We start from the raw sequence: 24,436 nt of genomic DNA on the forward strand, positions 1-24,436 counted from the left end.
CCGGTTGACTTGCCCCCGAGTCGCCCGTAAAGACGCGGCTTCAAGATAGACACGAACCGAAGAACCGGAATCGATACATGGCCAATTCGCCCCAGTCCAAGAAGCGCGCCCGCCAGTCCGACGCACGCTATGTCGTGAACAAGGCGCGTCGCTCGCGTATCCGCACCTTCCTGCGCAAGGTCGAAGAGGCGCTCGCCTCCGGCAACCAGGAAGCCGCCGCCGCCGCCCTTCGCGTCGCACAGCCGGAAATGGCGCGTGGTGTCACCAAGGGCGTGCTGCACAAGAACACCGTGGCGCGGAAGATGTCGCGCCTGTCGTCGCGCGTGAAGTCGCTGGCAGCCGTCGCCGCCTGATCTCCACTGTGACATGATTGCCGTCAAAAGCGCGCCGCAGGGTGCGCTTTTTGCGTTTTGGCAACGGTTTTCCCGGCCTGCGTTGCCGGTTTGCACTGGCATCCGGATTCGCTGCACCAAAGCCCTGTCAACAGCGAAGTTCGGTTGCGGAGCCGCCACCCGCCTTGCTACCTTCATCAGGCGATTCACGCCGTCCTGGGGGACATGTGCTGATCGCGACCGGAACTTCTGGGCCCATGTTGTCGCTCTGCCGCGATGATGTCAGGAACTGGTTGGCGATCAATAGTTTATGATGTCTGCGCCAGAAGCTGCGCAGATCTTGAACAGCATTCCTGCTGACCCGGTACTGCCGGGCCGGCTGGTGTGTGTCATACTCCCCTCCGTGTGTCGGACCCTAGGGTTCGGCCCGGTCAGACTCGTGGCCTCGCAGGTGAAGTGCTGGGGTTGGGCAAAGTTCATTGCCCCCATAAAATGCCGGAAGCGAACGGCGACGGACGGGTCGGAACGAATGACACAAGAAACCTGGGGACGGGCGCGTGAAGAACTTCTCAAAAGGGTGGGAAAGAACAATTATGTGACCTGGATCGAGCCGCTGAAGCTCTCGGGTCTGAAAAATGGTGTAGCCCGGTTCGAAGTGCCGACGGTGTTTTTCGGCGACTGGGTGTCGCGCAACTTCGCCGATCATATCCGCCAGCAGATGACCGTCGCCGGGGCCGATGTGCAGCGCGTCGAATTCGCGGTGAATGCCGCGGCACGGGCCGCGCTGCCGGACCCGCGCACCGCAGCGAAACCTGTCGCGAAGCCGCGCCCCGCCCATCCGGCCAATGACGACGAGCTGCCCGGCGCGCCGCTGGATGCGCGCTTCACCTTCGACAGCTTCGTGGTCGGCAAGCCGAACGAGCTTGCCCATGCCGCTGCGCGCCGCGTGGCGGAAGGCGGGCCGGTGAGCTTCAACCCGCTGTTCCTGTATGGCGGCGTGGGTCTGGGCAAGACCCACCTGATGCACGCCATTGCCCATGAACTGCACGCCCGCCAGCCGCATCTGCGCGTGCTATACCTGTCGGCCGAGCAGTTCATGTACCGTTTCGTGCAGGCGCTGCGCGAACGCCAGATCATGGATTTCAAGGAGCTGTTCCGCTCGGTCGATGTGCTGATGGTCGATGACGTGCAGTTCATCGCGGGCAAGGACAGCACGCAGGAAGAATTCTTCCACACTTTCAACGCACTGGTCGATCAGAACAAGCAGATCGTGATTTCCGCCGACCGCGCGCCGGGCGAGATCAAGGATATGGAAGACCGGATCAAGAGCCGCCTGCAATGCGGGCTGGTGGTCGATCTGCACCCCACCGACTACGAACTGCGGCTTGGCATCCTGCAACAGAAGGCAGAATTCTACCGCACGCAATACAAGGGTCTGCAGATGGCCGCGGGCGTGCTGGAGTTCCTCGCGCACCGCATCACGACCAACGTCCGCGTGCTGGAAGGCGCTCTGACGCGTCTGTTCGCCTTCGCGAGCCTCGTCGGGCGCGAGATCACGCTCGATCTGACGCAGGACTGTCTGGCCGACATCCTGCGCGCATCCGATCGCAAGGTGACGATCGAGGAGATCCAGCGCCGGGTGGCCGAACATTTCAATATCCGGCTCAGCGACATGATCGGCCCGAAGCGGGTCCGCACCATCGCGCGGCCGCGCCAGATCGCGATGTATCTTTCAAAGCACCTGACCCCGCGATCCCTGCCCGAGATCGGCCGCCGCTTCGGCGGGCGTGATCACACCACGATCATGCACGGCGTGCGCAAGATCGAGGAACTGATGTCGACGGATTCGCAGATGGCCGACGATCTGCAACTGCTGCGCCGTCTTTTGCAGGCCTGAGCCGCCTTGTGTGGCTGTGCCGTCATGGCGCAGCCCTTGACGGCCCCGGCAAACCGTCCGACAGTCTGAAAAAGCTTGAGAACCTGCGCAAAGCGGGTAGGTTCGGCGTCCCGGCAGCGCCGCACCTGCCCCGGCGGGGCCGACCAACAAAAGGTAGTCTGGAATGAAGATCAGCATCGAACGCGGCACGCTGCTCAAGGCCGTAGGGCAGGCGCAATCGGTCGTCGAGCGGCGCAACACCATTCCGATTCTTGCCAATGTGCTGATCGAGGCCGAAGGCGGTCAGGTCAGCTTCCGCGCCACCGATCTGGACATCGAGGTGGTGGACCGTGCGCCTGCGATGGTGGAACGGCCGGGCGCCACCACCGTCTCGGCGGTGATGCTGCACGAGATCGTGCGCAAGCTGCCCGACGGCGCGCTGGTCAACCTGTCGGAAGACGGCGCCACGGGGCGGCTGACGGTGACCGCCGGGCGGTCCACCTTCAGCCTTGCCACGCTGCCGAAGGAAGATTTCCCGGTGATGGCCACGTCGGAATATGCCTCGAACTTCTCGGCGCCCGCGCCCCTGCTGCGCCGCCTGTTCGACAAGGCGAAGTTCGCGATCTCCACCGAGGAGACGCGCTATTACCTGAACGGCGTCTATCTGCATGTGGCGACCGGCGACAGCGGCCCTGTGTTGCGCGCCGTGGCGACCGACGGGCATCGTCTGGCCCGGATCGACGCGCCCCTGCCCGAGGGGGCGCAGGGTATGCCCGGCGTCATCGTGCCGCGCAAGACTGTGGGCGAGCTGCGCAAGCTGCTGGAGGATGACGAGGCGATGATTGCCGTTTCTGTCTCGGAAACCAAGATCCGCTTTGCGACGCCCGGCATCCAGATGACCTCGAAGGTGATCGACGGCACCTTCCCCGACTACACCCGGGTGATTCCGATGGGCAACACCCGGCGGCTGGAGGTCGATGCCGCCGAGTTCGCCAAGGCGGTCGACCGTGTCGCAACCGTCTCGTCGGAACGCAGCCGCGCGGTGAAGCTGTCGCTGGACGAGGACCGGCTGATCCTGTCGGTCAACGCGCCCGACAGCGGTGCCGCCGAGGAGGAACTGGCCGTGGCCTATGCCGACGAGCGGCTGGAGATCGGCTTCAACGCGAAATACCTGCTGGAAATCGCAAGCCAGGTGGACCGGGAAAATGCGGTTTTCCTGTTCAACTCCTCGGGCGACCCGACGCTGATGCGCGAAGGGAACGACACCTCTGCAGTCTATGTCGTGATGCCGATGCGTGTGTGACCGGCAACCGGGGGTTTTGCACCCCCGGACCCCCGCAGGATATTTTCAAACAGAAGAAGGAAACAGGCGTGAGCGGGCTGGCGATCACCGCGCTGACGCTGTCGCATTTCCGCTCGCACCGTGCGACGCGGCTGGTGTTCGATGGGCGGCCGGTGGTGATCGTGGGCGGCAACGGCGCGGGCAAGACCAACATTCTGGAGGCCGTGTCGCTCTTGTCGCCGGGGCGCGGGCTGCGCCGGGCCGAGGCGGGCGAGATCGCGCGGCGGCCCGAGGCTCTCGGCTGGAAGGTCGGCGCAGGGGTGCAGGGTCTTGGCGCGGCGCATGAGGTCGAGACCTGGGCCGAAGCTGGCGGGGCGCGTCAGGTGCGGATCGACGGCAAGGCCGCGACGCAGGTCATGCTGGGGCGGATTCTGCGCATGGTCTGGCTGGTGCCCGCGATGGACCGGCTGTGGATCGAGGCGGCCGAGGGGCGGCGGCGGTTCCTTGACCGCCTGACGCTGAGCTTTGCGCCCGACCATGCCGAGGCGGTGCTGGATTACGAGAAGGCGATGCGCGACCGCAACCGGCTGCTGAAGGATCAGGTGACGGACGCGCATTGGTATGGTGCGCTGGAGGCGCGGATGGCGCAGGCCGGGGCCTTGATGCAGGCGCACCGTGCGGCCACCGTGGCGCGGCTGATGGCGGCGCAGGCCGGGGCCGAGACCGCCTTTCCGCAGGCCGATCTGGCGCTGACCGGCCCCGAGGACGACGTGCCCGAGGGCGAGGCCGCGCTGTCGGGCGCCTTTGCCGAGGGGCGGCGGCGCGATCTGGCTGCGGGGCGCACGCTGGCCGGGCCGCACCGCACCGATCTGGCGGTGGTCTACACGGCAAAGGGCGTAGCCGCCGGGCAATGCTCGACCGGCGAGCAGAAGGCGCTGCTGCTGTCGCTGATTCTCGCCAATGCGCGCGCTTTGGCCGCTGATCTGGGGGTGGCTCCGATCTTGCTGTTGGACGAGGTCGCGGCGCATCTTGACGCCACCCGGCGGGCGGCGCTGTTTGACGAACTGGCAGCACTCGGGGCGCAGGCGCTGATGACGGGCACGGATGTTTCGCTGTTCGACAGCCTTGGCGCCCGGGCGCAGACATTTCAGGTCGCAGAGGTTGCTGGCCTGTCGCAGGTGACGGAGATTGAACCATGACACCCCAGCGTGTGACCGTAGTGACTCTTGGCGTGGCCGATCTGGCGGCGTCGCGGGCGTTCTATGCCCGGCTGGGTTGGCGCGAACATGGCGCGAGCCAGCCGGGCGTGGCCTTCTACCAGATGCACGGCGCGGTGCTTGCGCTGTTCGGGCTGAACGACCTCGCCGCCGATCAGGGGCGGGCGGATGCGTTCCTGGGCAGCGGGGCGGTGGCACTGGCGCAGAACTTCGCCACCGAGGCCGAGGTGGATGCGGCCTTCGCGGCCGCGTTGGCGGCGGGGGGCACCGTGCTGAAGGCGCCGGAAAGGGCGGCCTGGGGCGGGTATTCGGGCTACTGGGCCGACCCCGACGGCCATGTCTGGGAGGTGGCGATGAACCCGTTCTGGCCGCTGGCCGACGACGGCTTGCTGACCCTTCCGGAGGCGGAATGACCGTATCCGCGGCGGACCTGCTGTTCTACGCCGGCGCCTTGCTGGTGCTGTTCGCGACGCCCGGCCCGGTCTGGGTCGCCCTGCTGGCGCGCGCCATGTCGGGCGGCTTCAACGCCGCCTGGCCGCTGGCGGTGGGGGTGACGGTCGGCGATGCGCTGTGGCCGCTGCTCGCGATCTTCGGGTTGACCTGGATCGTGTCGCAATTTGCGTCCTTCATGCTGGTGATGCACTGGGTGGCGGCGGCGACGTTTCTGGTCATGGGGGCGATGTTGATCCGCCATGCCGGGCGGGGCATTTCGGCCGACAGCCGGCTGACGCGGCCGGGGCTCTGGGCGGGCTTTGCCACCGGGGTGGCGGTGGTGATCGGCAACCCCAAGGCGATCCTGTTCTACATGGGCGTGCTGCCCGGCTTCTTTGACCTGAGCCGCGTGACCGCCCCCGACATTGCCGCCATCGTGGCGCTGTCGGTCGCCATTCCGCTGGCGGGCAACCTGATTCTTGCCGCCTCGATCGGCCGGGCGCGCAGGCTGCTGACCTCGCCTGCCGCGCTGCGGCGCGCCAACCTGATCGCGGGCGGGCTGATGATGCTGGTCGGCGTCGGGATTGCGCTCAGCTAGGCGCTAAATCTTGTGGCGGGGGTGACATTCCCCCCCCGTGCGGATATAAACTGCGGGCAATCGAAGGGTTCCGTCCGCATGTCCGAAGCTGCCGTCAACATCCCCACATATGATGCCGATTCCATCAAGGTTCTCAAGGGCCTGGAGGCGGTGCGCAAACGCCCCGGCATGTATATCGGCGATACCGACGACGGGTCGGGCCTGCACCACATGGTGTATGAGGTGGTCGACAACGGCATCGACGAGGCGCTGGCCGGCCATGCCACCGCCGTGACGGTGATCATCCACCCCGACAACTCGGTTTCGGTGCGCGACAACGGGCGCGGCATCCCGGTCGACATCCATCACGAGGAAGGCGTTTCCGCCGCCGAGGTCATCATGACCCAGCTGCACGCGGGGGGCAAATTCGACCAGAACAGCTACAAGGTGTCGGGCGGGCTTCACGGGGTCGGCGTGTCGGTGGTCAACGCCCTGTCGGAATGGCTGGAGCTGCGGGTCTGGCGCAACGGCAAGGAATACCGCGCCCGGTTCGAGCATGGCGAGACCGTCGAGCATCTCTATGTCGTGGGCGATGCGCCGGGCGAAAAGGGCACCGAGGTGCGTTTTCTGGCCTCGACCCAGACGTTTTCCAACCTCGACTATGTGTTCAAGACTTTGGAAAACCGGCTTCGCGAACTGGCGTTCCTGAACTCCGGCGTGATGATCGTGCTGGAGGATCTGCGGCCCGCCGAACCCCTGCGCAGCGAATTGTTCTACGAGGGCGGAGTGCGCGAATTCGTGCGCTATCTCGACCGTTCCAAGTCCTCGATCATGTCGGACCCGATCTACATCATCGGCGAGCGGGCCGGGATCACGGTCGAGGTCGCGATGTGGTGGAACGATAGCTATCATGAAAACGTGCTGCCCTTCACCAACAACATCCCGCAACGTGACGGCGGCACCCATATCGCCGGGTTCCGTGGCGCGCTGACCCGCACCATCAACGCCTATGCGCAATCCTCCGGCATCGCCAAGCGCGAGAAGATCGACTTCACCGGCGACGATGCGCGCGAAGGGCTGACCTGCGTGCTGTCGGTCAAGGTGCCCGACCCCAAGTTCAGCAGCCAGACCAAGGACAAGCTGGTATCCTCGGAAGTGCGGCCCGCCGTCGAGAATCTGGTGAACGAAAAGCTGGCGGAATGGTTCGAGGAAAATCCGGCCAATGCCAAGATCATCGTCGGCAAGATCATCGAGGCGGCGATGGCGCGCGAGGCCGCCCGCAAGGCGCGCGAACTCACCCGGCGCAAGTCGGCGCTCGACGTGGCGAGCCTGCCCGGCAAGCTGGCCGACTGTCAGGAACGCGACCCGTCGAAATCCGAAATCTTCCTCGTCGAGGGCGACTCGGCCGGCGGCTCGGCCAAGCAGGGCCGCAGCCGCGCCAACCAGGCGGTATTGCCATTGCGCGGCAAGATCCTGAACGTCGAACGCGCGCGCTTCGACCGGATGCTCGGCAGTCAGGAAATCGGCACGCTGATCACCGCGCTTGGCACCGGCATCGGGCGCGACGAGTTCGACATCAAGAAGCTGCGCTACCACAAGATCGTCATCATGACCGACGCCGACGTTGACGGCGCGCATATCCGTACGCTGCTGCTGACGTTCTTCTTCCGCCAGATGCCGCAGGTGATCGAGGGCGGATACCTCTACATCGCGCAGCCGCCGCTCTACAAGGTGGCGCGCGGCAAGTCCGAGGTCTATCTGAAAGACCAGCCCGCGCTGGAGGATTATCTGGTGCAGATGGGCGTCGAAGGCGCGCTGCTGCGGCTCGGCACCGGCGAGGAGATCGGCGGCGCCGATCTGGCCCGCGTGGTCGAGGAGGCGCGCACGGTGCGTCGCATCCTTCAGGCGTTCCCGACCCATTATCCGCAGCACATCCTGGAACAGTCGGCCATCGCGGGCGCACTGCTGGCGGGCCGGGTCGATCAGGATGCGCAGGGCGTGGCCGATCAGGTGGCAAGCCGGCTGGACCAGATCGCGGTCGAATACGAACGCGGCTGGCAGGGCCGCCCGACGCAGGATCACGGGCTGCGCTTCTCGCGAGCCGTGCGCGGCGTCGAAGAGGTCCGCACGCTCGACGGCCCGGTGCTGCGCTCGGGCGAGTCGCGCCGCCTGGCCAGCCACACGGCCGCGCTGCAGGAGGTCTATGCCCACCCCGCGCGCCTGGTGCGCAAGGACCGGGATCAGCTGATCCACGGCCCGGTGGACCTGCTGAAAGCCATCCTGACCGAAGGCGAAAAGGGCCTGTCGCTGCAACGCTACAAGGGTCTGGGCGAAATGAACCCCGAACAGCTTTGGGAAACCACGCTGGACCCCGAAGCCCGCACCCTGCTGCAGGTCCGGGTGGACGATCTGGCCGAAGCCGACGACATCTTCACCAAGCTGATGGGCGACGTGGTCGAACCGCGCCGCGAGTTCATCCAGCAGAACGCGCTGAACGTGGAAAACCTGGATTTCTGATCCGGGTTTCCGCGCGGCCCCGGGTTTCGCGTGGAATGGTGACCCCGGATGGATTCGAACCATCGACCTGCCGCTTAGGAGGCGGCCGCTCTATCCCCTGAGCTACGAGGCCCCGTTGCGGCAGGGCGTTGCCCGCCCTTATTGCGGGCAAACGGCGGCGCTTGCAACCGGCTTCCGAAGGGTGATGGTGGGGAAGGCAAGGGGGAGTGACTTTTGGCCCACCACTCCCCCTCTGATCCGTTGCGCCGTATGGAAAGCTTGCAGGACGCGCGGGATACCGTAGGCCACAGGGCCGTTAGCGTTAACATAGCGCAGGATCAGCCCTTGGACAAGGGCAGGTTTTGGCGCTAACAAGGTCTGGCGCATTTGCGAAAGGTCCATTCTCCCGTGTCCAAAGGCCCCGTTTCGAAAGGCTCCGGCCCCGACGCCCGGCGCACGCTGACCTTGCGCGACGTGTCCGAAGCGTCGGGCGTCAGCGAAATGACCGTCAGCCGTGTGCTGCGCAACCGGGGCGACGTGTCGGGGGCCACGCGGGAAAGGGTGCTCGAAGCGGCCCGCAAGATGGGCTATGTGCCCAACAAGATCGCGGGCGCGCTGGCCAGCCAGCGGGTCAATCTGGTGGCCGTCATCATCCCGTCGATGTCCAACATGGTTTTCCCCGAGGTTCTGACCGGCATTTCCGACGTGCTGGAGTTGACCGGCCTGCAACCCGTGGTCGGCGTCACCAACTATTCGCCAGTGCGCGAGGAACGGGTGCTGTATGAAATGCTGTCCTGGCGGCCCTCGGGCGTCATCATCGCCGGGCTCGAGCACAGCCCGGCGTCCAACGCCATGCTGATCGCGGCAGGCATCCCGATCGTCGAGATCATGGATGTCGACGGCGTGCCGCTTGACAGTGCGGTGGGCATCTCGCACCGCCGCGCCGGGCTTCAGATGGCCGAAGCCATTCTGGCCGCAGGCTACCGGCGCATCGGCTTTCTCGGCACCAAGATGCCCGAGGATCACCGTGCACGCAAACGGCTGGAAGGTTTTGAGGAAGGTCTGGCCAAGGCCGGGCTGACGCTGGCCGACCGGGAATTCTATTCCGGCGGCTCGGCCCTGCTGAAGGGGCGCGAGATGACGCAGGCCATCCTGCACCGGACGCCGGATCTGGATTTCCTGTATTACTCCAATGACATGATCGGCGCCGGGGGTCTGCTTTACTGCCTGGACGCCGGCATCGATGTGCCAGAAAGGCTGGGCCTGGCGGGGTTCAATGGCGTCGAACTGCTGGAGGGTCTGCCGCGCATGCTGGCCACAATGGATGCCTGTCGTCAGGAAATCGGGCGTCGCGCCGCCGAAATCATCGCAGGCCAGGACCAGAAGGGTGCCACCGGCGGCCAGATCGTCGAACTGACACCGACCTTGCAGCCGGGCGATACCATCCGGCGTCGGTGACGGATCGCCGCGCCGGGACCAAAAGTTTTCAGGAAAACTTTTGAAAAATCCTTTTCAAGGATTTTGGCGGCACCGCAGTCAGCGCACCGTCAGCCGATCGCCGGCGCGGCCTGCAATCGTGACCCCGACGATCTGGCCTTCCGGCTGGTCGGTGGCAAATGTCACTTCGGTGAACTGCTCGGTCCGCCCCATGCGCGGCTGTTCCGTCAGCACGCGGTGAACGCGCCCGACCTGAGTCGCCAGATGCGCCTGCAGGGCAACCTCGCCCGCCGCGCGCAGCCGGGCCGCGCGGTCCCTGACCACCGGCCCCGGCACCTGCGGCATCCGCGCCGCAGGCGTGCCCTTGCGCGGGCTGAACGGAAAGACGTGCAGGAAGGTCAGCCCGCAGTCCTGCACCATTTTCAGCGACTGGTCGAACATGCTTTCCGTTTCGGTCGGAAACCCGGCGATGATGTCGGCGCCGAACACCATGTCGGGGCGCAGGCGCCGGGCCTCCTCGCAAAAGCGGATGGCGTCGTCGCGCAGGTGCCGCCGTTTCATCCGCTTCAGGATCAGGTCATCCCCGGCCTGCAGCGACAGGTGCAGATGCGGCATCAGGCGCGGCTCGCCCGCGATGGCCTCCATCAATGCCGAGTCCACTTCGATGCTGTCGATCGAGCTGATCCGCAGCCGCGGCAGGTCCGGCACCAGCCGCAACAGCCGCAGCACCAGATCGCCCAGCCGCGGCGCGCCGGGCAGGTCGGCCCCCCACGAGGTCAGGTCGACCCCGGTCAGCACCACTTCCTGAAAGCCCTTGTCCACCAGCCGCCGGATCTGTTCGACCACCACCCCCGCCGGAACCGAGCGCGAGTTGCCTCGCCCGAACGGGATGATGCAGAAGGTGCAGCGGTGGTCGCAGCCGTTCTGCACCTGCACATAGGCCCGGTGCCGCCCGAAGCCGTCGATCAGGTGCCCCGCCGTTTCACGCACCGACATGATGTCGTCGACCTGCACCCGTTCGGTGACCCCGATCAGGTCGGGCGCGGCCATGCCCGCCCAGGTTGCGGCCTGCATCTTCTCGGTGTTGCCGATCACCCGCCAGACTTCGGGCATCGCGGCAAAGGTGCCGGGCTCGGTCTGCGCCGCGCAGCCGGTCACGATGATCTGCGCGCCGGGGTTTTCGCGCGACAGGCGGCGGATCTCCTGCTTGGCCTTGCGCACCGCCTCGGCGGTGACGGCGCAGGTGTTCACCACCACGGCGTTGCCGATGCCGGCTGCGGCGGCAAGCTCTTTCATCGCCTCGGTTTCATAGGCGTTCAGGCGGCAGCCCAGCGTGGCGAAGACGGGCGTGGCGAAGTCGGGCGTGGCGAAGTCGGGCGCGTTCATGCCATGGCCGCCAGATACGCCGGGGTCAGCCAGCCGTCGAAGACATGCGCGGTCGGGCCGGTCATCCAGACGCCATCCTCGCGCCAGTCGATCTCCAGCGTGCCGCCGTCCAGATCGAGCACCACCTGCCGCCCGGTCAGGCCGCGCAGATGGGCCGCCACCGCCGTGGCACAGGCACCCGAGCCGCAGGCCAGCGTGATGCCGGCACCCCGTTCCCAGACACGCATCCGCAGCCGGTCGGGCGCGGTCAGGCTGGCGAATTCGACATTGGTCCGCTCGGGGAACAGCGGGTCGTGTTCCAGTGCCGCGCCGCGCGCCGCCACGTCCACAGCCTCGGCGTCGGGCACGAAGATCACGCAATGCGGGTTGCCCATGCCCAGCGCCACCGGGTCGCCCGGCAGCGGCAGGTGCAGCGGGTCCACCGCGCGGGCCAGCGGCACTTCGGCCCAGCCCCGCTGCGGATGCCCCATGTTGACCGACACCAGCCCGTCCGCCCGCCGCACCGCGTGCAAGACCCCGCGCGCCGTCACCAGCGTCACCGCCGCCAGCCCCGCCCCGCGCATCACATGGTCACAGACGCAGCGCGTGGCATTGCCGCAGGCCCCGGCGCGCGACCCGTCGCCGTTCCAGAAAACCAGCGCGAAATCGGCGTCCTCTGCATCGCGGATCTCGGCCAGCTGGTCGAAGCCCACGCCGCGATGCCGGTCACCCAGCGCCCGCGCCAGCGCAGGCGTCGTCACCGCCCCGCGCCCGCGCGAGTCGATCACGACGAAATCGTTGCCCAGCCCGTGCATCTTCATGAAGGGCAGGCCAGTGGGGGGAGTCATCGGGTTCATCCGCGTCCTATAGACCTGGCGTCGACGGGAATCCAGTCGCTGCAACCCGACGGCCTTGCGCCCGCCGCTGCAGCGGCCTATGTCGCGCCTCTGGAAGGGCCGTTAGCTCAGTTGGTAGAGCAGCTGACTCTTAATCAGCGTGTCGGCGGTTCGAACCCGCCACGGCTCACCAACTAACCCATTGTAATCACGGTGACTTCTTCAGTTTTCTCCTGATCCGGGTTTCCCGGTTGGGAGTCCGGTTGGGAATTTTGTAGCGTCTTTTCGAGCTTTTGGATAGCAGACTCCGCCAGCTTCGGATCGCGGGCGAGGTAGTGAGTTTCGAGAATCGCGGCTGCATCCTTCAGGGAATGTCCGGTGATCGACGCGATTTCCGGCACCTCGCAGCCTGCCAAAGCAAGCCGCGTGACGGCTGTTCCCCTCAAATCGTGAAACGTGACGCCGGTTATCTTCGCTTCAGCGCATGCCTTGCGCCAGGAGGCGCGGAAGCCGTCTTGTGTCCAGCCGGTGCCGTGCGTCGTGATCAGGATCTTGTCGGCTTCGCTGAAGTCGCGCTTGCGCCGTTCCGCGTCCAGTCTTGCCGCGGCCTTCGCTTGATCGAGTGCAGCGCGTAGCGGAGCCCCAGCCGGGATTTTCAGACGGGCGCCGGTCTTCGATTGCTTCAGGGTGATCTTGGCGCCGTCATAGGCTGCCCACGTCAGCCCTAGAAGGTCGCCTTGCCGTTGCCCGGTCCAGAGCGCGAGAGTTAGCGCAAGATGCAGGTGCGCAGGAGCGGCCGCCATGAAAACGGCTTCATCGTCTGCGGTCCAGATCAGCTCACGCCGCCCGGATCTGTACACGCGGCCGGGGCGTTCGAGCGGGTTCTTTGTGGTCAAGCCGCGGTCGGCAGCCCATGACAGCACACGGGCGAAGACGGCAAAGCGATAATCAGCGAGGCGGAGCGACTTTTGCGCAATGGCGTCGCGGTGATCCAGGAAGACGGATCTGGTGCGAGCGTCAGCCAAGGCAACGGTCGGGAACGTCCCGAATTCGGCCGCCAGCGCCCGGATATGGCTGCGGTAATCCTGCTTCGTTTTCGCGGCCAGCTTGTCGAATTCCGAAGAGGACTCGAACCTGTCGAAAATCGAGCCCAGGGCGTCAGCTTTCGGCGGGACTTTCTGCCGTACTGCCTCATTGAATGCGGCGATGAATTCCGGGCTGCCGGGCTTGCCGGGCAGGCGCGGGCCACCTTTCCACGCGTAGTAATATGTGACGGGCGTTCCATCCGCGAGGCGTTTCCTCACGCGGTTCAAGCCCTTCAGTTTGATCTTCATTTCCGGCCCTTCATCCACTGGTCGAGCGGCGACAGTGTAGCCGCTTCTGCGGCCTTGTCCGAGTGGATCAATTCGATAGTCCCGTCTTGGTGGATCAGCGTCTTGACGATCTCCAGCCCTGAAGTCCGCGCAACCTTAATTGCGCGGGTCAGATTGTGTTGGCTGAAGGGCGTGGCCTTCATTGCTGCCTCAGAAGCCCGACAGGCGGACGGGCACGGTTGCGACGCCAGCGCCTGCAGCGGCGACGGCCACGCCGATCTTCGTGTTGCCCGATGGGGTCACGGTGACCAGCTTCGACGCAGCGACGAAGTAGAGCGGATCTCCCAGCGTGATCACGTCAGCGCCCACCTTCGGCAGTTCGAAGACGCCAGTGGTCACCACGTCAACAGGGGTGCCAATTGCAGCGGAGCCCGCCGCGATTCCGATGATCGAGCCCGCGACGACGACGCCGCCAGAGGTGACGGCCGCCGGGGCGGGGATGGTCAGGTTCGACCCAGCTTGAACGAATGTCTTCATGGCTCAGAGCCCTTTCGATGTTTGAATGTAGCGAATGGAGGCGGGGCGCGACTGCACCGCCGCGATTTCTGCGTCCAGGGCCGACAAAGCACGGGCGAGTTCGGAGTCGGATCTGTATTCGACTTCTTCACCGCCCGAGTCGCGGACTCTGCGGACGCCCGAATAGCGGGCGTCCTGGAGCCGGCTGCGGAAAGCCTGCAGTTCGGCAAGCGTGGCCATCAGGGGTTGACCTTGTAAGCGCCGCGGTAGTCGATAGCGCCCGCGCCGAAGTCCAGCACGACGCGGAATTCCATTCCGAGGACGTCCCAGCCTTCGCGGGATGCCATCTGCGGCCCCGGTGCGCCCGACAGGTAGCTGTATTCGAAGCACGGCAGCGCGGCCGGATCTGCGAAGACAAACCACGTCCCGTCCGTGATCCGCGGTTCCACCAGAAGCGTCAGTCTGCCGCTAAAGGGATTCACGTCATCGACGGTCGCGGCGTAGATTTGCGCCAGAACCTTTTCCGCGGTGGTTTCGAGCGAAGGCCCGACAACCAGATAACGCGGCGTCGCGTTGATCGGAGTCTTGCCGTCGAGACCCTTCATGTTGCGCAACGCGGCGCGGGCATCGCTCAAGCTATCCGAAGCAAGAGGATCGCCGGTCACGTCCAGGTTGCCGTGGTCGGCATGGAACAGCGCCTTGCCATCCTCGCCCAGTGTCGGGTTCGACAGCAGCAGGTTCACCAGAAGATTCGCTTCGGTTTCTGCCGCCATCCGGCCAGCGGTCGCGCCCCAGTCGCGGAAGGCGCCCAGATCATCGTTGACCAGGGCTTTCCGGCTGATCGCGAATTGAGTCGCATAGGTCTTCAGGGCGTAGGATTCAACAGCTTCGCCGCGGGTCGTGTGCTTGATCTCGCCCGACTCGGACAGCTCCTGCAGCAGGCCCACATCGGACAGCTTCAGCAGGCTCTTCGGCCGAAAATCTGCAATGGTCGACTGCCGCGCAAGTGCCTTGATCGGGCTTTGCGCCGCCTGATACGCGGTCGACAGCACGCGGTTGCCGGTGCCGGTCAACAGGTTCGGGAAGTCGGACGTGGTGTGCATCGCCGCCCGGAACAGTTGATCCGAGTCCATGCCGCGGGTCGACGTGCCGGCCGCTTCGACGCAGGCGCGGGCCATGTCACGCAGGCTTTCGCCCATGTAAGGCTTGGCCTCGTCCTTCGGCGCAACGCCAGCAACACGGCAGTGCAGCGCATCGGCGCGGCGGGCCATTACGGTAGCGGCGTCGTCCTGCGTGCCGATGACGCGAATCCGCGGCGTTGCCTGCCCGCGGGTTTGCATCGCCTCGAAGGCTTCGGCGCGGGCTTCGGTGACGGTCAGGTCACGATCAACCATGTCGTCGGCTTGCTCCGTGGTCATCCCAGCGGAACGGGCGATGGTGCGCAGTGCCGCACGGTGTTGCGCCGGGGTCGTCTCTTGGATCTCGTCTTCGGTGGCCATGTCTTTACCTCTGAATCTAGCTTGGGGGTCTGCGGGGATCGGGACGGCCGAAACCTCGTGGATGCTCCACGCGGCAGCCGTGCGAATGCGGAATTTCGTTTCAGGGTCGACCGTCTCGACCCAGCGTTGCACGCGGTAGCCGACACTGACGCCGCGCAACGTACCTTCGCGGATGCGGGCCACCACGGGCGCAGCATCTTCGGCAACGCTCAGTCGCAACGTTGCTACCAGGTTGCCGTTGTCGAAACGGAATCCGGTGACAGCGCCGACTACATCGCGTGCCGATGCCTGCCGGTGACCATCGAGAAGCGGTGCCCCTGAGAGCTGCGACGTGTCCAGCCCGGCAGGGTCCAACCGCTCAATATAGGCGCCGCGTCCGTCGCGACGGACGACAGGCGCGAAGGTGGAAATGACAGCCTCGACCGTCAGATTTTCTTCGCTGAAGCTCCGAGGCGTGAAGCCTGCGGCGCGCTGAAGCATGGGTTGCGCTTCAAGCGGAACAGTTTTCACTGGTGCCGGCGGTTTCAACAGGATGCGGTCGGCCTTGTCAGGATTGGCGGTAAGGGCCATCACTCGTCACCTTTCTTCGGTTCGGTTCGCCGCGGGTCGGCTGCGATTTCTTCGTCCAGGTCTTCGAGAATCCAGCCACGTTCCGCGACGGCCTTGCGGCGCGACGTGAGTCCGGCTTCGATCTCCACAACGGTCGCTTGAACGTCCTTCTGCGGATCAACCTGCGTCGGGCGCGGCGGCAGCCAATCGGCAGTGAGTGTAGCGCGTCAACCAGCATGTCCGTGACCGTCAACCACGTTGGCCGGTTTTAGGCCGCTGGGTTGGCGTATCTGGAATTGTTTTTCGCTCAGCCTTCTCCTTTGTCCTTGTTGTCGGCGATGGTTGTCGTTGGCGGTCTGCTCAGCGCCTCTTTGTTGGAGGCGGCCGCGCGCTGGCGGAAGCTTTCGGCATTCATCTCCAGGATCGCTGCGTGATGAACCAGCCGGTCGATGGCGGCGACGGTCATCGCCTTGTCCGGGAAGATCTGGTCCCAGCCGCTGAAGGGCTGGTTGGCGGCGATGGCGATGCTGCGGTATTCGTAGCGCCGGGCGATCAGTTCGAAGAGCACGCCGGTTTCGGCCTGATCCTTGTGGGCGTAGGTGATGTCGTCGAGGATGATCAGGTCGAACTTGTCGAGCTTGGCGAGCGCGGCTTCGAGCACCAGATCGCGGCGGGCGGCCTGAAGTCGCTGCACCAGATCGCTGGTGCGGGTATAGAACACGCGGTGTCCCCGCTCGATCAGGGCATGGCCTATCGCGCAGAGAATGTGCGTCTTGCCCGTGCCGGAATTGCCGATGGCGATCAGATTGCCGCCACCCTCCAGCCAGTCGCCGGCCGCCAAGGCCTCGATCCGGGCGCGCGGCAGGGTTGGCAGCGCCTTGAAGTCGAAGGTCGCCAGCGTCTTGCCAGCCGGTAGCTGTGCCTCGTTCATGTGGCGCTGAATGCGGCGCATGTCGCGTTCGGCCAGCTCGTATTCCGCGAGGACGGCCAGAAAGCGGGCAGCGGGCCAGCCTTCGGCATCGGCGCGGGTGGCAATCTCGGTCCAGAGTTTGTGGAAGCTGGGCAGGCGCAGCGCGGTCAGCATGCCTGGCAGCGTGTGGATGTCGATCTCGCGGGAGGTCATGCGCAGGCTCCCAGAAGGGCATCGAAGCTGTCGAGCGAGGGATGGGCGACGGCAACATCTCTCGGCAGCGCCGTTTGCCGCGGGTTCAGGCAGGATGCCAGAGGTCCGGGATCGGGCACCCGGCCCGCGTCCAATTCTGCTGCCAGCAGATGTGCCAGTTCCGCCTCGCAGGCCCGGTCGTGGGCGATGAACAGCAGGTCGACCATGCGGCGGCAGGCGTCGCGGCGGGGCAGATCGCGCTGCAGCACCTTCCAGGCCTCAGCGTATTCGGTTCGCGGGAACAGGCTGTCGCGGTAGATCGAACTCCACAGGGCTTGCGGTTTGCGCCGCAGCGCATGGATGACGTGATGGTAGTTGATGACATGCACGCGATGGCCATCGCCGCGACCTCGCGCCCTTGTATGGCTGACGACCAGGGTGCTGCCGAGAAAGGCCTCAAGGCGATCGTCGTAAAGGTGGACCCGCAAGCGCTGCCCGATCAGCTGCGACGGGGCGCTGTAGAAGATGCTCTTGACCAGAAAGCCGCTGGTGCGGGTGACCGGAACCACGGTCTCTGTAAAGTCGGTGGTGCGCCGGCGCGGCAGGGGCTTCAGATGCGCCCGTTCCACCTGCGTGGCCGCCGCCCGCTGCCGGTTGCGCCGTGCCACCAGAATGTCGATGAAGCGGCGGTAGTCCTCAATGCTGGCGAAGTCGCGGCTGCCGCGCAGGATCAGCGCCTGTTCGATGGCTTTCTTGAGGTGCCGGTTCTGGGATTCCACCGCGCCGTTCTCATGAGCTTCCCCGCGGTTGTTGCGACTGGCCTCCATGCCGTAATGGCCGACGAAGGCATTGTAGCGCGTGGTGATATCCTGGCGCTGGTCAGCCGTCAGGTTGCGGAAAGCGGCCGAGAGGCTGTCGGTGCGATGCTCCTGTGGTGCCCCGCCGAGCGACCAGAGCGCCTGCTGCAGGTTCTCGGCCAGGGCCGTGAAGCTCTCCCCGCCCAGGACCACCCCGACATGCTCCCACCGGCTGTAGACCATGACGAAGTGGTAGAGCAGATGCGGGAATAGCTGGCCCGCGATCGTCACCTCCAGCTCCTCGGCATGAGTGAAGTCGGACTGGGCCATGCGGCCCGGCTCCGGCGTCTGGCGGAAGATGATGTCGCGCTCGGGCCCGTTCAACGCCCGCCACTGCCGCACCCGCCGTTCCAGGGTGCGCCGGATCCGGTCATCGGGGAAGGCCAGCGGGTGCAGGCCCTGAAGGTGGCGCAGCAGGGTGACGGCCTGCAAAGTGCTGTCCCTCTCCAGCAAAGGAAGGATGTCGCCCTCCCAATAACCCTCGAGGGGATCGGCCACCGTGCGCCCGTGAACAATCTTGCGGTTCGAGGGCAGCGTCGGATTGGCATCGAACCGTCGGGCCGTGCGCTCACTGAACCCGGCGCGGGCGGCCGACGTGCGCTGACTGTGATATCGGAGGTCGGACATGTATAATCTCAATTGCTGGTCGGTGATGGGTTTGTAGGCCAACCCGGATCCTCCGTTTGACGGCAGAGGAACCCGGCTTACCAACCCGCAGCGATCAGCACCTTCCCCGAAATCACTCAAGCCGGTGGGGCTGCCCTCCAGACGGGCATGCCCGTCTTCCGTTCAGCCCCACCGGCCAAGGTGGTTGCCGGCACCGGCCAAGATGGTTGTCGCGCAACAAGTGAGATAGGCTGCGGGGTCCGCCTCGAAGTCAGGTGCGGCAATGTCGCCCGACAAGACGCCGTGCCGGATGACAGCCCGCCAGGTCGGTGCGAGGAATTGCGGAACGAGGACTCCATATTGGATCTGCTCCACCCGCTGACGGAACGGCAAAAGCCCGGCCCGAAGACTGGAATAGTTCGCGCCCGACAGATCGCCGGAAAGCAGATGATCGGGCAGCCCGAGTCCAGCCGCGAGCTGGCGCAGGTTGAGCCGCAGGAAGGCGTCGATCTGTTGAACCTGTCCGGGCGAATTGAATCGAATGTCCAGCCCAGCAGGCAGGCGGACCATTGCGCCAGGTTCCATGCTGGGCGTTTCTGCGCCGTCGTATGGGTCGCCGCCGGTGCCGTTCTGGTCGACGATGAAACCCGCGTGCATCGCCGCAACCTTGGCGCCCATCAGCAGGGCGTCGCAAAGCGCGTCGAAGTCAGATGCGGGAAGGATGATCGGCGCAAGCCAACTCACGCCGCGAAGCTGCCCAGGCGCCTGCGGCCGGAAGACGTGCAACACGTTGCCAGCGTCGATCCGCATAGAAGGCGCGTAGCTTGCAAACACGCTGCCCGCCCGCTCGGGCAAGATCCAGTAGCCGACGCGGCGGCCGGTTGCGTCCAGTTCGACGCCGCTGAAGATCATGCGGCCTTCGGACAGGTCGACGGTCTTAGCCTCGTCCAGAAGATCGGGCGGCAGGATGCGGAGCCGCGGCCCGTCCGGTGTGTCGGATAGCAGCGCGACAGCTTCGCCCGCCTTCACCATGCTATCGGCAGCGATTGCCTGCAGCCCGGCGAAGTCAGTGCGGCCTTCCGCGTCCGCCCGGTCGCACCAAGCGGCGAAGTAGCGATTCAGCGTGCGGCGGGTTTCCGGGTCAGGATGCCGTGCGGTCGGGACAATGCCGCTGCCCACTAAGGCGCCTGTCCAGTTTGCGCAGGCTTGATTGACCCAAGGGTTGTTTTGGGCCAGATAGGCCGCCCGGCTGCGGAGCGATGCCCCAGCCGCGGACACTTCCGGGTTGATCCGACCGAATGTGCCCATGCCCCAGCCGCGACGGCCGCCTGCGGCACCATCGAAGCGGCGGACAGCGGTTGCCGGGGCGGCCGTGCGATTTAAGAGTCGGGACAGCAGGCCCATGGGATTACGCCCCCCGAACAAGCGGGCGGATCAGATCCGACGCCGGCACGTCCAGCGTCCCGAGATGCGTTTCAGCGTGCAACAAATCGAGTGCCTTCGTGCCCCGGCCTTCGCGGTCGTCCCACTCCGCCCACATGATCCGAGTCGAGATGCGACGCGCCCCGTCAACGGTGCGGACGTAGCGAAGGCGCAGTACCCACGACTCGCCAGCTTCCGTCCCGCGGATCAGGTTTGCCAAGCCGACGCCGTAGCCTTTCGCGCAGGAAGGCGGTGCGGTCATTACCCCGCCCACGAAACCCTTCACCTTTAACGGATTGAGCGCGGACAGCTCAGCATTGACGCCCTGCAGCTCTTCGGACGAAAGGCCGATATCCAGCAGTGCCAGCAGAAGGCGCGCCCGGATAGCTTCGCGCGCTTCATATTTGACAGCGGCCGTTTGCCCCGCGCCAACCGTGCTCGGCACCAGAAGCGCCTTCACCTTGGGATTTCGCAACTGGATGTGAAGTTCCGCGGGGTCGCGGTAGTCGAGCGGCGCAATGCGTTCCGCGATGTCTTTGAGTGTGATTTCCATGGCGGCCCTCGTCCCAAAATGTCTTGGGCAAGGTAGCACCTTGCAATAGCCATGCAAAGCGATTCCTGCATTTCACGCTATAATTGTTTGATTTGTAACGGTTATTGAAATGAATGAGACTTGCAATACAAAATCCAGCATGTTACAAAGTCGTCGGTGTCTAAGCTCTAAGCCAATGGCGCGGGCGGCATTCGCAAGACTGTCGCCCGATCCGAAAAGCGCCGCGGGGTTTTGCTTCCTCTTTTCTCCGAGGCTCTAGGGGGCGGCACTCGCAAGGTGCCGCCCTTTCTGTAGAGAGGGAGAGCAAACCATGATCACAGAATTGCAGAAGGTCGAGGCGGCCCGCGTCTTAGCGCAGCAGCTGATTGCCGAAGGGCACACCCGGCAATTCCCCATTGCCACGTCGCTCTTCGCTGTGAAGATCATGCTGGAGAAGCGCGGCATTCCGCTGCCCGATGATTACCTTGCATGGATTTCGGGCGGCGTCGTCAGCGACGCAATGATTGGGAATCCGCATTCAGTCGACGGCCGATAAGATGCTGATCTTTCACTACACAGACATTTTCAATGTCCCGTCGATCATGCGTGGCGGGCTGCTTCCGTCTTCACCCCGTAAATCCGCCGCTAGGCCGGAGGGGCTCGGCAGGCCATTAGTGTTTTTCGACCAGAATAATGAGATAAGCCATGTCGTTCCGATTCGATCCGAAATTATCGCTAGGTTCTCGGTAAGATTGGAGAATCTAACTGACTGGGAAGTTGACTCTTTGGGATCAATAGTCACGCCCAATCCTGTACCGCCTTCCGCGTTCCATGACGTCGAGCAGTACATGGGCGACGGTGTGGATCTGAAGCTGCACTATAATTATGAGGCTATTTTCGGCCGTGCGGCAGCTGATATCGGGGGGCTTTCTGCAAAGGAAAGATATGTGCTGGCCGAGTGGATATCAATCAAACATCGGTACCGCGCCGCAGTCTTTTGGGCGTCTCTTAGGCGTCGCTAATCGGGGCTGATCGTGCGCGCTAAATCATCTTACGGTTTAAAGTCACTAAGTAGTTGATTTATAAGTATATCTTGCGCTGCTGCGCCAAGGTGCTACATTCTGATTCGGCGGTAGCTGAGCCGCACGGGATGGAGTGCCGAAGATGTATATGCGACTCGTTGATCTTGATCTGCACGAATTCGAAGACGATATTGTCGTGTATCGCGGCGCCCACTACGGCGACCCGATGGCCGATTGCGCCGCGCGTGCGGCCGTTCTGTCCGCCGCAGAGGCATTCATTCCGGGCTATCTCACCGATACATGCTTCACGACGCGAATCGATCTGGCGACGCCGGATCGCGAGCAAGCTGCCGCCCGCGCGGAAGCCTTCGCGCTGGAAATGTGCGGCCCTGCCCCGATTGCTGGCTTCGTCTAAAAAAGAGGGGGCGGCATGAGCCCCGCCGCCCCAGTTATCCGCAAGTGCCGATCCGTTAGCGGGGTGCCAAACCTGCTAACGATCTTTCTAGTATCGAAAGTACTCCGCCACGTTCCCGACCGCCTCACAAAGCTCTTTCGCGTCACTATGACTCAACAGGACATGTTGTCCGCCAAGCGTAATGTACATTTGCGGTCCCTCCCCGCTCGCTCCTGAGGTTCCGACCTCCAAATGAGTTTCGCAGTCTTTTGCGTTGTTCATTACCGTTTTGTCAAAGTAAGCTGTCGTTCCCATTGCTTTCTCACTTTCTAAGTAGCCGCATTTGGCTGATAAGCTCAGCGGCAGAGCCAAGCGGATCTGATCACTGCCGGAGCCCTTTTTGGCGCGGCCGGAGTTGAAAGCTCTTGGTCGCGCTGTTCAGCACTCTGCCCGATAAGCTGGCGCGCCGCCCATGCATAAACTGTCGCATCCAGCGTCTCGGCCCGTTTCCCCTTCACTCGTTCAAATGCTGCCTGCGGCCGGCCACGCACATAGCGGACCATGCGCCGTTCGCTGGTCAGTTGCTCGAAGTAGATCGGCCCTAGATCATCAGAGAAGCGCACGCCCGAATTGCGCGCCAGGCGGGTGAACAGTTGCGATTTGACGGCATCTGAGCCCACAAGCCAAAGCAGTTGCCCTTTACCGCCAGACCTCTCCAGGAAGGCGCGGCTGAAGCCCGGCACGCCTTTGATCGACACGACGCGACGGCCGAAGCGCGAGCGGGTGAAGCCATGCACGATTTCCGTGTGCCCGCCGTCGCCCGAGTCGATGCACGCCGCGTCAATCTTCAGTACGCCGCCGTGAGGGTGCTGCCAGGTCTGCCGCAGCAGCCCGTCAAGCTCTTCCCATACCGCGTTGCCGTCGATCGGCCCCCAGAAAACGCGATGCGTCAAGACGTAGAGCGAGTCCCGCGAATGCCCCATGATGACGCATTCCAGCCGGTCGTCCTGACAGTCGACGCCCGCCGTCAGAAACAGGACGTCAGGCGGCAGGTTCGACAGGCTGAAGGCTTCGCGTCGCCCGAAGAGCTCGTGCTCGTCCAGGTCGTCGCCTTCGGTTTTCCAAGGTTCGCCCAGCACGGTATTCGTGAAAACCTGCAGCGTCGCCGGGTCGCGTTTTGCCTGCAGGAATTCAGCAACCAGCTTCGCCCAGCGGGCGTTGAAATGCGGCGAGATCAGGGAGTTGATTCGGAAGCCCGCGTGCCCGCGCACATCGGGCGCAGTGGCCCGCCAGCGGCCGGCGGCCACCATCGCCGCCTTGTGCCGTTCCTCGACAATGCAGCCGTTCGCAGGGCAAGCCCAATGCGCCGACTCCGGGTCGCCGTCAGTCCACCGAATGTCAGCCCAACGCACCTCTGAGAAGTCGCCGCAGGACGGGCAACAGACCTCGTAAATCCGCTGGTCCGACTTGTCGTAAAGCCGAGTCGCCGGGCCATAGTCGAACACGGGAGTCGAGCCCGCCAGGATCTTCCGGTCACGAAAGGTCAGGGTCCGCATTTCTGCGAGCGTGATCGGGTCGCCTTCCTGCGAAACCTCGAAGCCGTCAATCTCGTCCATTGCGAGGATCTTCGCAGTGTGCCGCCGCAGGTTCCGCGGGCTCTTCGCCGCCAGAAATTTCAGACTGCCGCCCGGAAAGCGCCGGTTCAACATGGTGCTGCGGCCGGTCTCGTCCGCCTCGTCGGACAGCAGCCCGCGCAAAGCCGGGCTGGCCTCGAATATCTGTTCCAGATCGACAGCCCAGTCGCGGGCGTCATCTTGAGTCGGTTGAAGCGCGAGAATGGGGCACGGGCTGTTCGCGACGTGGGCTGCAATGATGCCGTTCAACAGCGCCGTGTAGCCGACGCGCGCAGATTTCAGGACGGTTACCCGTTCAACCTCCGGATCGTCCAGGGCATCGCAGATTCCCCGCTGATAGGGCCAAAGCTGCATGCGGCCGGGCAACGCGGAAGCCGTCTGCGGCAGGTAGATATTCGCCTCGATCCAATCGGCCGTGGGCAGATCGGCGGGCGGCAGAAGGGCGCGCAGGGCATTCCTGCGGATCATCTCAATTCCCATTTCCCAGAGCCTCCAGGCCGCGCCGAATTTCCCTGTCGATAGTCGCCACGTCATACGCCGTCAGATGCGGCAGGGCGGCACCACAGCGGCTTGACGTGGCCAGCATGCCCGCTCGCACGTCGCGCAGCAGATCGGCCCACGCACGTTCCACAGCGGCAGCCTGCACCAGCTCGCCACGGGCGGCGGCGTTTGACAGTTCCAGCTTGTCGGCTTGCTGCCGGGCCAGGCGTAGCTTTTCAGCCTTGAGTTCGTCGCCTGTGCCGCCTTCGGGTGACTTTCCGACTCTGGATGCATGGTGGCGCAACCGTTCGATGTAGCCCTGCAGCGACGCCCGCACATCATACTTGCCACGGCCGGCCCTGATCAGGATTCCGTCGCGGGCTTTGGTTCGAACCTGAGACGGGACCAGGCCCAGAAGATCGGCCAGGGCGGCTTCGTCCATGATCGCAGGAATCGCGTCAGGAAGGCCCTCTGCCGCTGGGGGCGGCACGACTACGCGAAGAGGCTTTGCGGGCGTCAGCGGCCCAGCCGGTGAGCGGGACGGGGCAACCTGTTCCATGGGCAAGGGATCGTCGCCCAGCAGGTCAACCAGATCATCGCAGAAGTTCACTTTGGTTGACACTGGATCACCTCATTCGAAATATTTTGCACAGAGCTTTC

25 protein-coding genes and 2 tRNA genes are annotated in these 24,436 nt (G+C 64.6%); 12 read left to right on the forward strand and 15 right to left on the reverse strand.

Going from position 1 to position 24,436, the window contains the following annotated elements; all coding sequences use genetic code 11:
• Positions 1-77: 77 nt before the first annotated feature.
• The 7 genes from rpsT to gyrB all read left to right on the forward strand — a co-directional run bounded on the left by rpsT (position 78) and on the right by gyrB (position 8,233).
• Complete coding sequence (gene rpsT, locus RNZ50_23835; GenBank protein MDT8858007.1) at positions 78-353, forward strand: 30S ribosomal protein S20; 276 nt, start codon at positions 78-80, stop codon at positions 351-353.
• Between the two features lie 508 nt (positions 354-861).
• Positions 862-2,229 carry a chromosomal replication initiator protein DnaA gene (dnaA, locus tag RNZ50_23840; GenBank protein MDT8858008.1) on the forward strand — a complete coding sequence of 456 codons (1,368 nt, stop codon included), beginning with the start codon at positions 862-864 and terminating at the stop codon, positions 2,227-2,229.
• Positions 2,230-2,392: 163 nt separating this feature from the next.
• Positions 2,393-3,511: a DNA polymerase III subunit beta gene (dnaN, locus tag RNZ50_23845; protein ID MDT8858009.1), complete on the forward strand. Its 1,119-nt coding sequence runs from the start codon at positions 2,393-2,395 to the stop codon at positions 3,509-3,511.
• Positions 3,512-3,579: 68 nt separating this feature from the next.
• A complete protein-coding gene (gene recF / locus RNZ50_23850) occupies positions 3,580-4,689 on the forward strand; it encodes a DNA replication/repair protein RecF (protein ID MDT8858010.1) in 1,110 nt (369 codons plus the stop codon).
• Positions 4,686-5,120, forward strand: coding sequence for a VOC family protein (locus RNZ50_23855; GenBank protein ID MDT8858011.1), 435 nt, complete (start codon positions 4,686-4,688; stop codon positions 5,118-5,120). Before recF ends, RNZ50_23855 begins: the two co-directional genes overlap by 4 nt.
• Positions 5,117-5,737 (forward strand): LysE family translocator, encoded by a 621-nt coding sequence (locus RNZ50_23860; protein MDT8858012.1) that lies wholly within the window; start codon positions 5,117-5,119, stop codon positions 5,735-5,737. Before RNZ50_23855 ends, RNZ50_23860 begins: the two co-directional genes overlap by 4 nt.
• Positions 5,738-5,815: 78 nt before the next feature.
• On the forward strand, positions 5,816-8,233 hold the full coding sequence (gene gyrB, locus RNZ50_23865; GenBank protein MDT8858013.1) for a DNA topoisomerase (ATP-hydrolyzing) subunit B: 2,418 nt from the start codon (positions 5,816-5,818) through the stop codon (positions 8,231-8,233).
• Between the two features lie 36 nt (positions 8,234-8,269).
• On the opposite strand, the gene RNZ50_23870 is transcribed toward gyrB, so the two are convergent.
• Positions 8,270-8,345: transfer RNA gene (locus tag RNZ50_23870), tRNA-Arg, on the reverse strand.
• A gap of 275 nt (positions 8,346-8,620) precedes the next feature.
• Between RNZ50_23870 and RNZ50_23875 the strand changes: the two genes are divergently transcribed.
• On the forward strand, positions 8,621-9,670 hold the full coding sequence (locus RNZ50_23875; protein MDT8858014.1) for a LacI family DNA-binding transcriptional regulator: 1,050 nt from the start codon (positions 8,621-8,623) through the stop codon (positions 9,668-9,670).
• 78 nt (positions 9,671-9,748) lie between these two features.
• Here RNZ50_23875 and mtaB read toward each other — a convergent pair whose 3' ends face one another.
• The gene (gene mtaB / locus RNZ50_23880; protein MDT8858015.1) at positions 9,749-11,035 is read right to left on the reverse strand and encodes a tRNA (N(6)-L-threonylcarbamoyladenosine(37)-C(2))-methylthiotransferase MtaB; all 1,287 of its coding nucleotides are present in this window, start codon (positions 11,033-11,035) and stop codon (positions 9,749-9,751) included.
• On the reverse strand, positions 11,032-11,862 hold the full coding sequence (gene dapF / locus RNZ50_23885) for a diaminopimelate epimerase (protein MDT8858016.1): 831 nt from the start codon (positions 11,860-11,862) through the stop codon (positions 11,032-11,034). Before dapF ends, mtaB begins: the two co-directional genes overlap by 4 nt.
• A 105-nt stretch (positions 11,863-11,967) precedes the next feature.
• Between dapF and RNZ50_23890 the strand changes: the two genes are divergently transcribed.
• A tRNA-Lys gene (locus RNZ50_23890) sits at positions 11,968-12,043 on the forward strand.
• A 1-nt stretch (position 12,044) separates the two neighbouring features.
• Here the strand turns inward: RNZ50_23890 and RNZ50_23895 are convergent.
• From RNZ50_23895 to RNZ50_23940, 10 genes are all read right to left on the reverse strand, one after another.
• Positions 12,045-13,184 (reverse strand): site-specific integrase, encoded by a 1,140-nt coding sequence (locus RNZ50_23895; protein MDT8858017.1) that lies wholly within the window; start codon positions 13,182-13,184, stop codon positions 12,045-12,047.
• Positions 13,181-13,366 carry a hypothetical protein gene (locus RNZ50_23900; GenBank protein ID MDT8858018.1) on the reverse strand — a complete coding sequence of 62 codons (186 nt, stop codon included), beginning with the start codon at positions 13,364-13,366 and terminating at the stop codon, positions 13,181-13,183. The genes RNZ50_23895 and RNZ50_23900 overlap by 4 nt, the downstream gene beginning before the upstream one ends.
• Positions 13,367-13,373: 7 nt before the next feature.
• Entirely contained in the window at positions 13,374-13,700 is a 327-nt protein-coding gene (locus RNZ50_23905; protein MDT8858019.1) for a DUF2190 family protein, read from the reverse strand.
• 3 nt (positions 13,701-13,703) lie between these two features.
• Positions 13,704-13,919, reverse strand: coding sequence for a hypothetical protein (locus tag RNZ50_23910; GenBank protein MDT8858020.1), 216 nt, complete (start codon positions 13,917-13,919; stop codon positions 13,704-13,706).
• Positions 13,919-15,748, reverse strand: a complete 1,830-nt coding sequence (locus RNZ50_23915; protein ID MDT8858021.1) for a Mu-like prophage major head subunit gpT family protein — start codon at positions 15,746-15,748, stop codon at positions 13,919-13,921. Before RNZ50_23915 ends, RNZ50_23910 begins: the two co-directional genes overlap by 1 nt.
• A complete protein-coding gene (locus tag RNZ50_23920) occupies positions 15,748-15,876 on the reverse strand; it encodes a hypothetical protein (protein MDT8858022.1) in 129 nt (42 codons plus the stop codon). The genes RNZ50_23915 and RNZ50_23920 overlap by 1 nt, the downstream gene beginning before the upstream one ends.
• A 158-nt stretch (positions 15,877-16,034) precedes the next feature.
• Positions 16,035-16,850, reverse strand: a complete 816-nt coding sequence (gene istB, locus RNZ50_23925) for an IS21-like element helper ATPase IstB (GenBank protein ID MDT8858023.1) — start codon at positions 16,848-16,850, stop codon at positions 16,035-16,037.
• Positions 16,847-18,355, reverse strand: coding sequence for an IS21 family transposase (gene istA, locus RNZ50_23930; protein MDT8858024.1), 1,509 nt, complete (start codon positions 18,353-18,355; stop codon positions 16,847-16,849). The genes istB and istA overlap by 4 nt, the downstream gene beginning before the upstream one ends.
• Positions 18,356-18,475: 120 nt before the next feature.
• A complete protein-coding gene (locus RNZ50_23935) occupies positions 18,476-19,696 on the reverse strand; it encodes a phage portal protein (GenBank protein MDT8858025.1) in 1,221 nt (406 codons plus the stop codon).
• A 4-nt stretch (positions 19,697-19,700) separates the two neighbouring features.
• Positions 19,701-20,267: a hypothetical protein gene (locus RNZ50_23940; protein ID MDT8858026.1), complete on the reverse strand. Its 567-nt coding sequence runs from the start codon at positions 20,265-20,267 to the stop codon at positions 19,701-19,703.
• A gap of 310 nt (positions 20,268-20,577) precedes the next feature.
• Between RNZ50_23940 and RNZ50_23945 the strand changes: the two genes are divergently transcribed.
• The 3 genes from RNZ50_23945 to RNZ50_23955 all read left to right on the forward strand — a co-directional run bounded on the left by RNZ50_23945 (position 20,578) and on the right by RNZ50_23955 (position 21,683).
• The gene (locus tag RNZ50_23945) at positions 20,578-20,802 is read left to right on the forward strand and encodes a hypothetical protein (protein ID MDT8858027.1); all 225 of its coding nucleotides are present in this window, start codon (positions 20,578-20,580) and stop codon (positions 20,800-20,802) included.
• A gap of 1 nt (position 20,803) precedes the next feature.
• A complete protein-coding gene (locus tag RNZ50_23950; protein ID MDT8858028.1) occupies positions 20,804-21,268 on the forward strand; it encodes a hypothetical protein in 465 nt (154 codons plus the stop codon).
• Between the two features lie 148 nt (positions 21,269-21,416).
• Entirely contained in the window at positions 21,417-21,683 is a 267-nt protein-coding gene (locus tag RNZ50_23955) for a hypothetical protein (GenBank protein ID MDT8858029.1), read from the forward strand.
• A gap of 335 nt (positions 21,684-22,018) precedes the next feature.
• Here the strand turns inward: RNZ50_23955 and RNZ50_23960 are convergent, their stop codons facing one another.
• Together RNZ50_23960 and RNZ50_23965 are read right to left on the reverse strand one after the other, a co-directional pair.
• A complete protein-coding gene (locus RNZ50_23960; protein MDT8858030.1) occupies positions 22,019-23,776 on the reverse strand; it encodes a phage terminase large subunit family protein in 1,758 nt (585 codons plus the stop codon).
• On the reverse strand, positions 23,766-24,398 hold the full coding sequence (locus RNZ50_23965; GenBank protein MDT8858031.1) for a hypothetical protein: 633 nt from the start codon (positions 24,396-24,398) through the stop codon (positions 23,766-23,768). Before RNZ50_23965 ends, RNZ50_23960 begins: the two co-directional genes overlap by 11 nt.
• Positions 24,399-24,436 lie beyond the last annotated feature (38 nt).

This window comes from Paracoccaceae bacterium Fryx2, from assembly GCA_032334235.1.
Lineage (GTDB): Bacteria > Pseudomonadota > Alphaproteobacteria > Rhodobacterales > Rhodobacteraceae > JAVSGI01.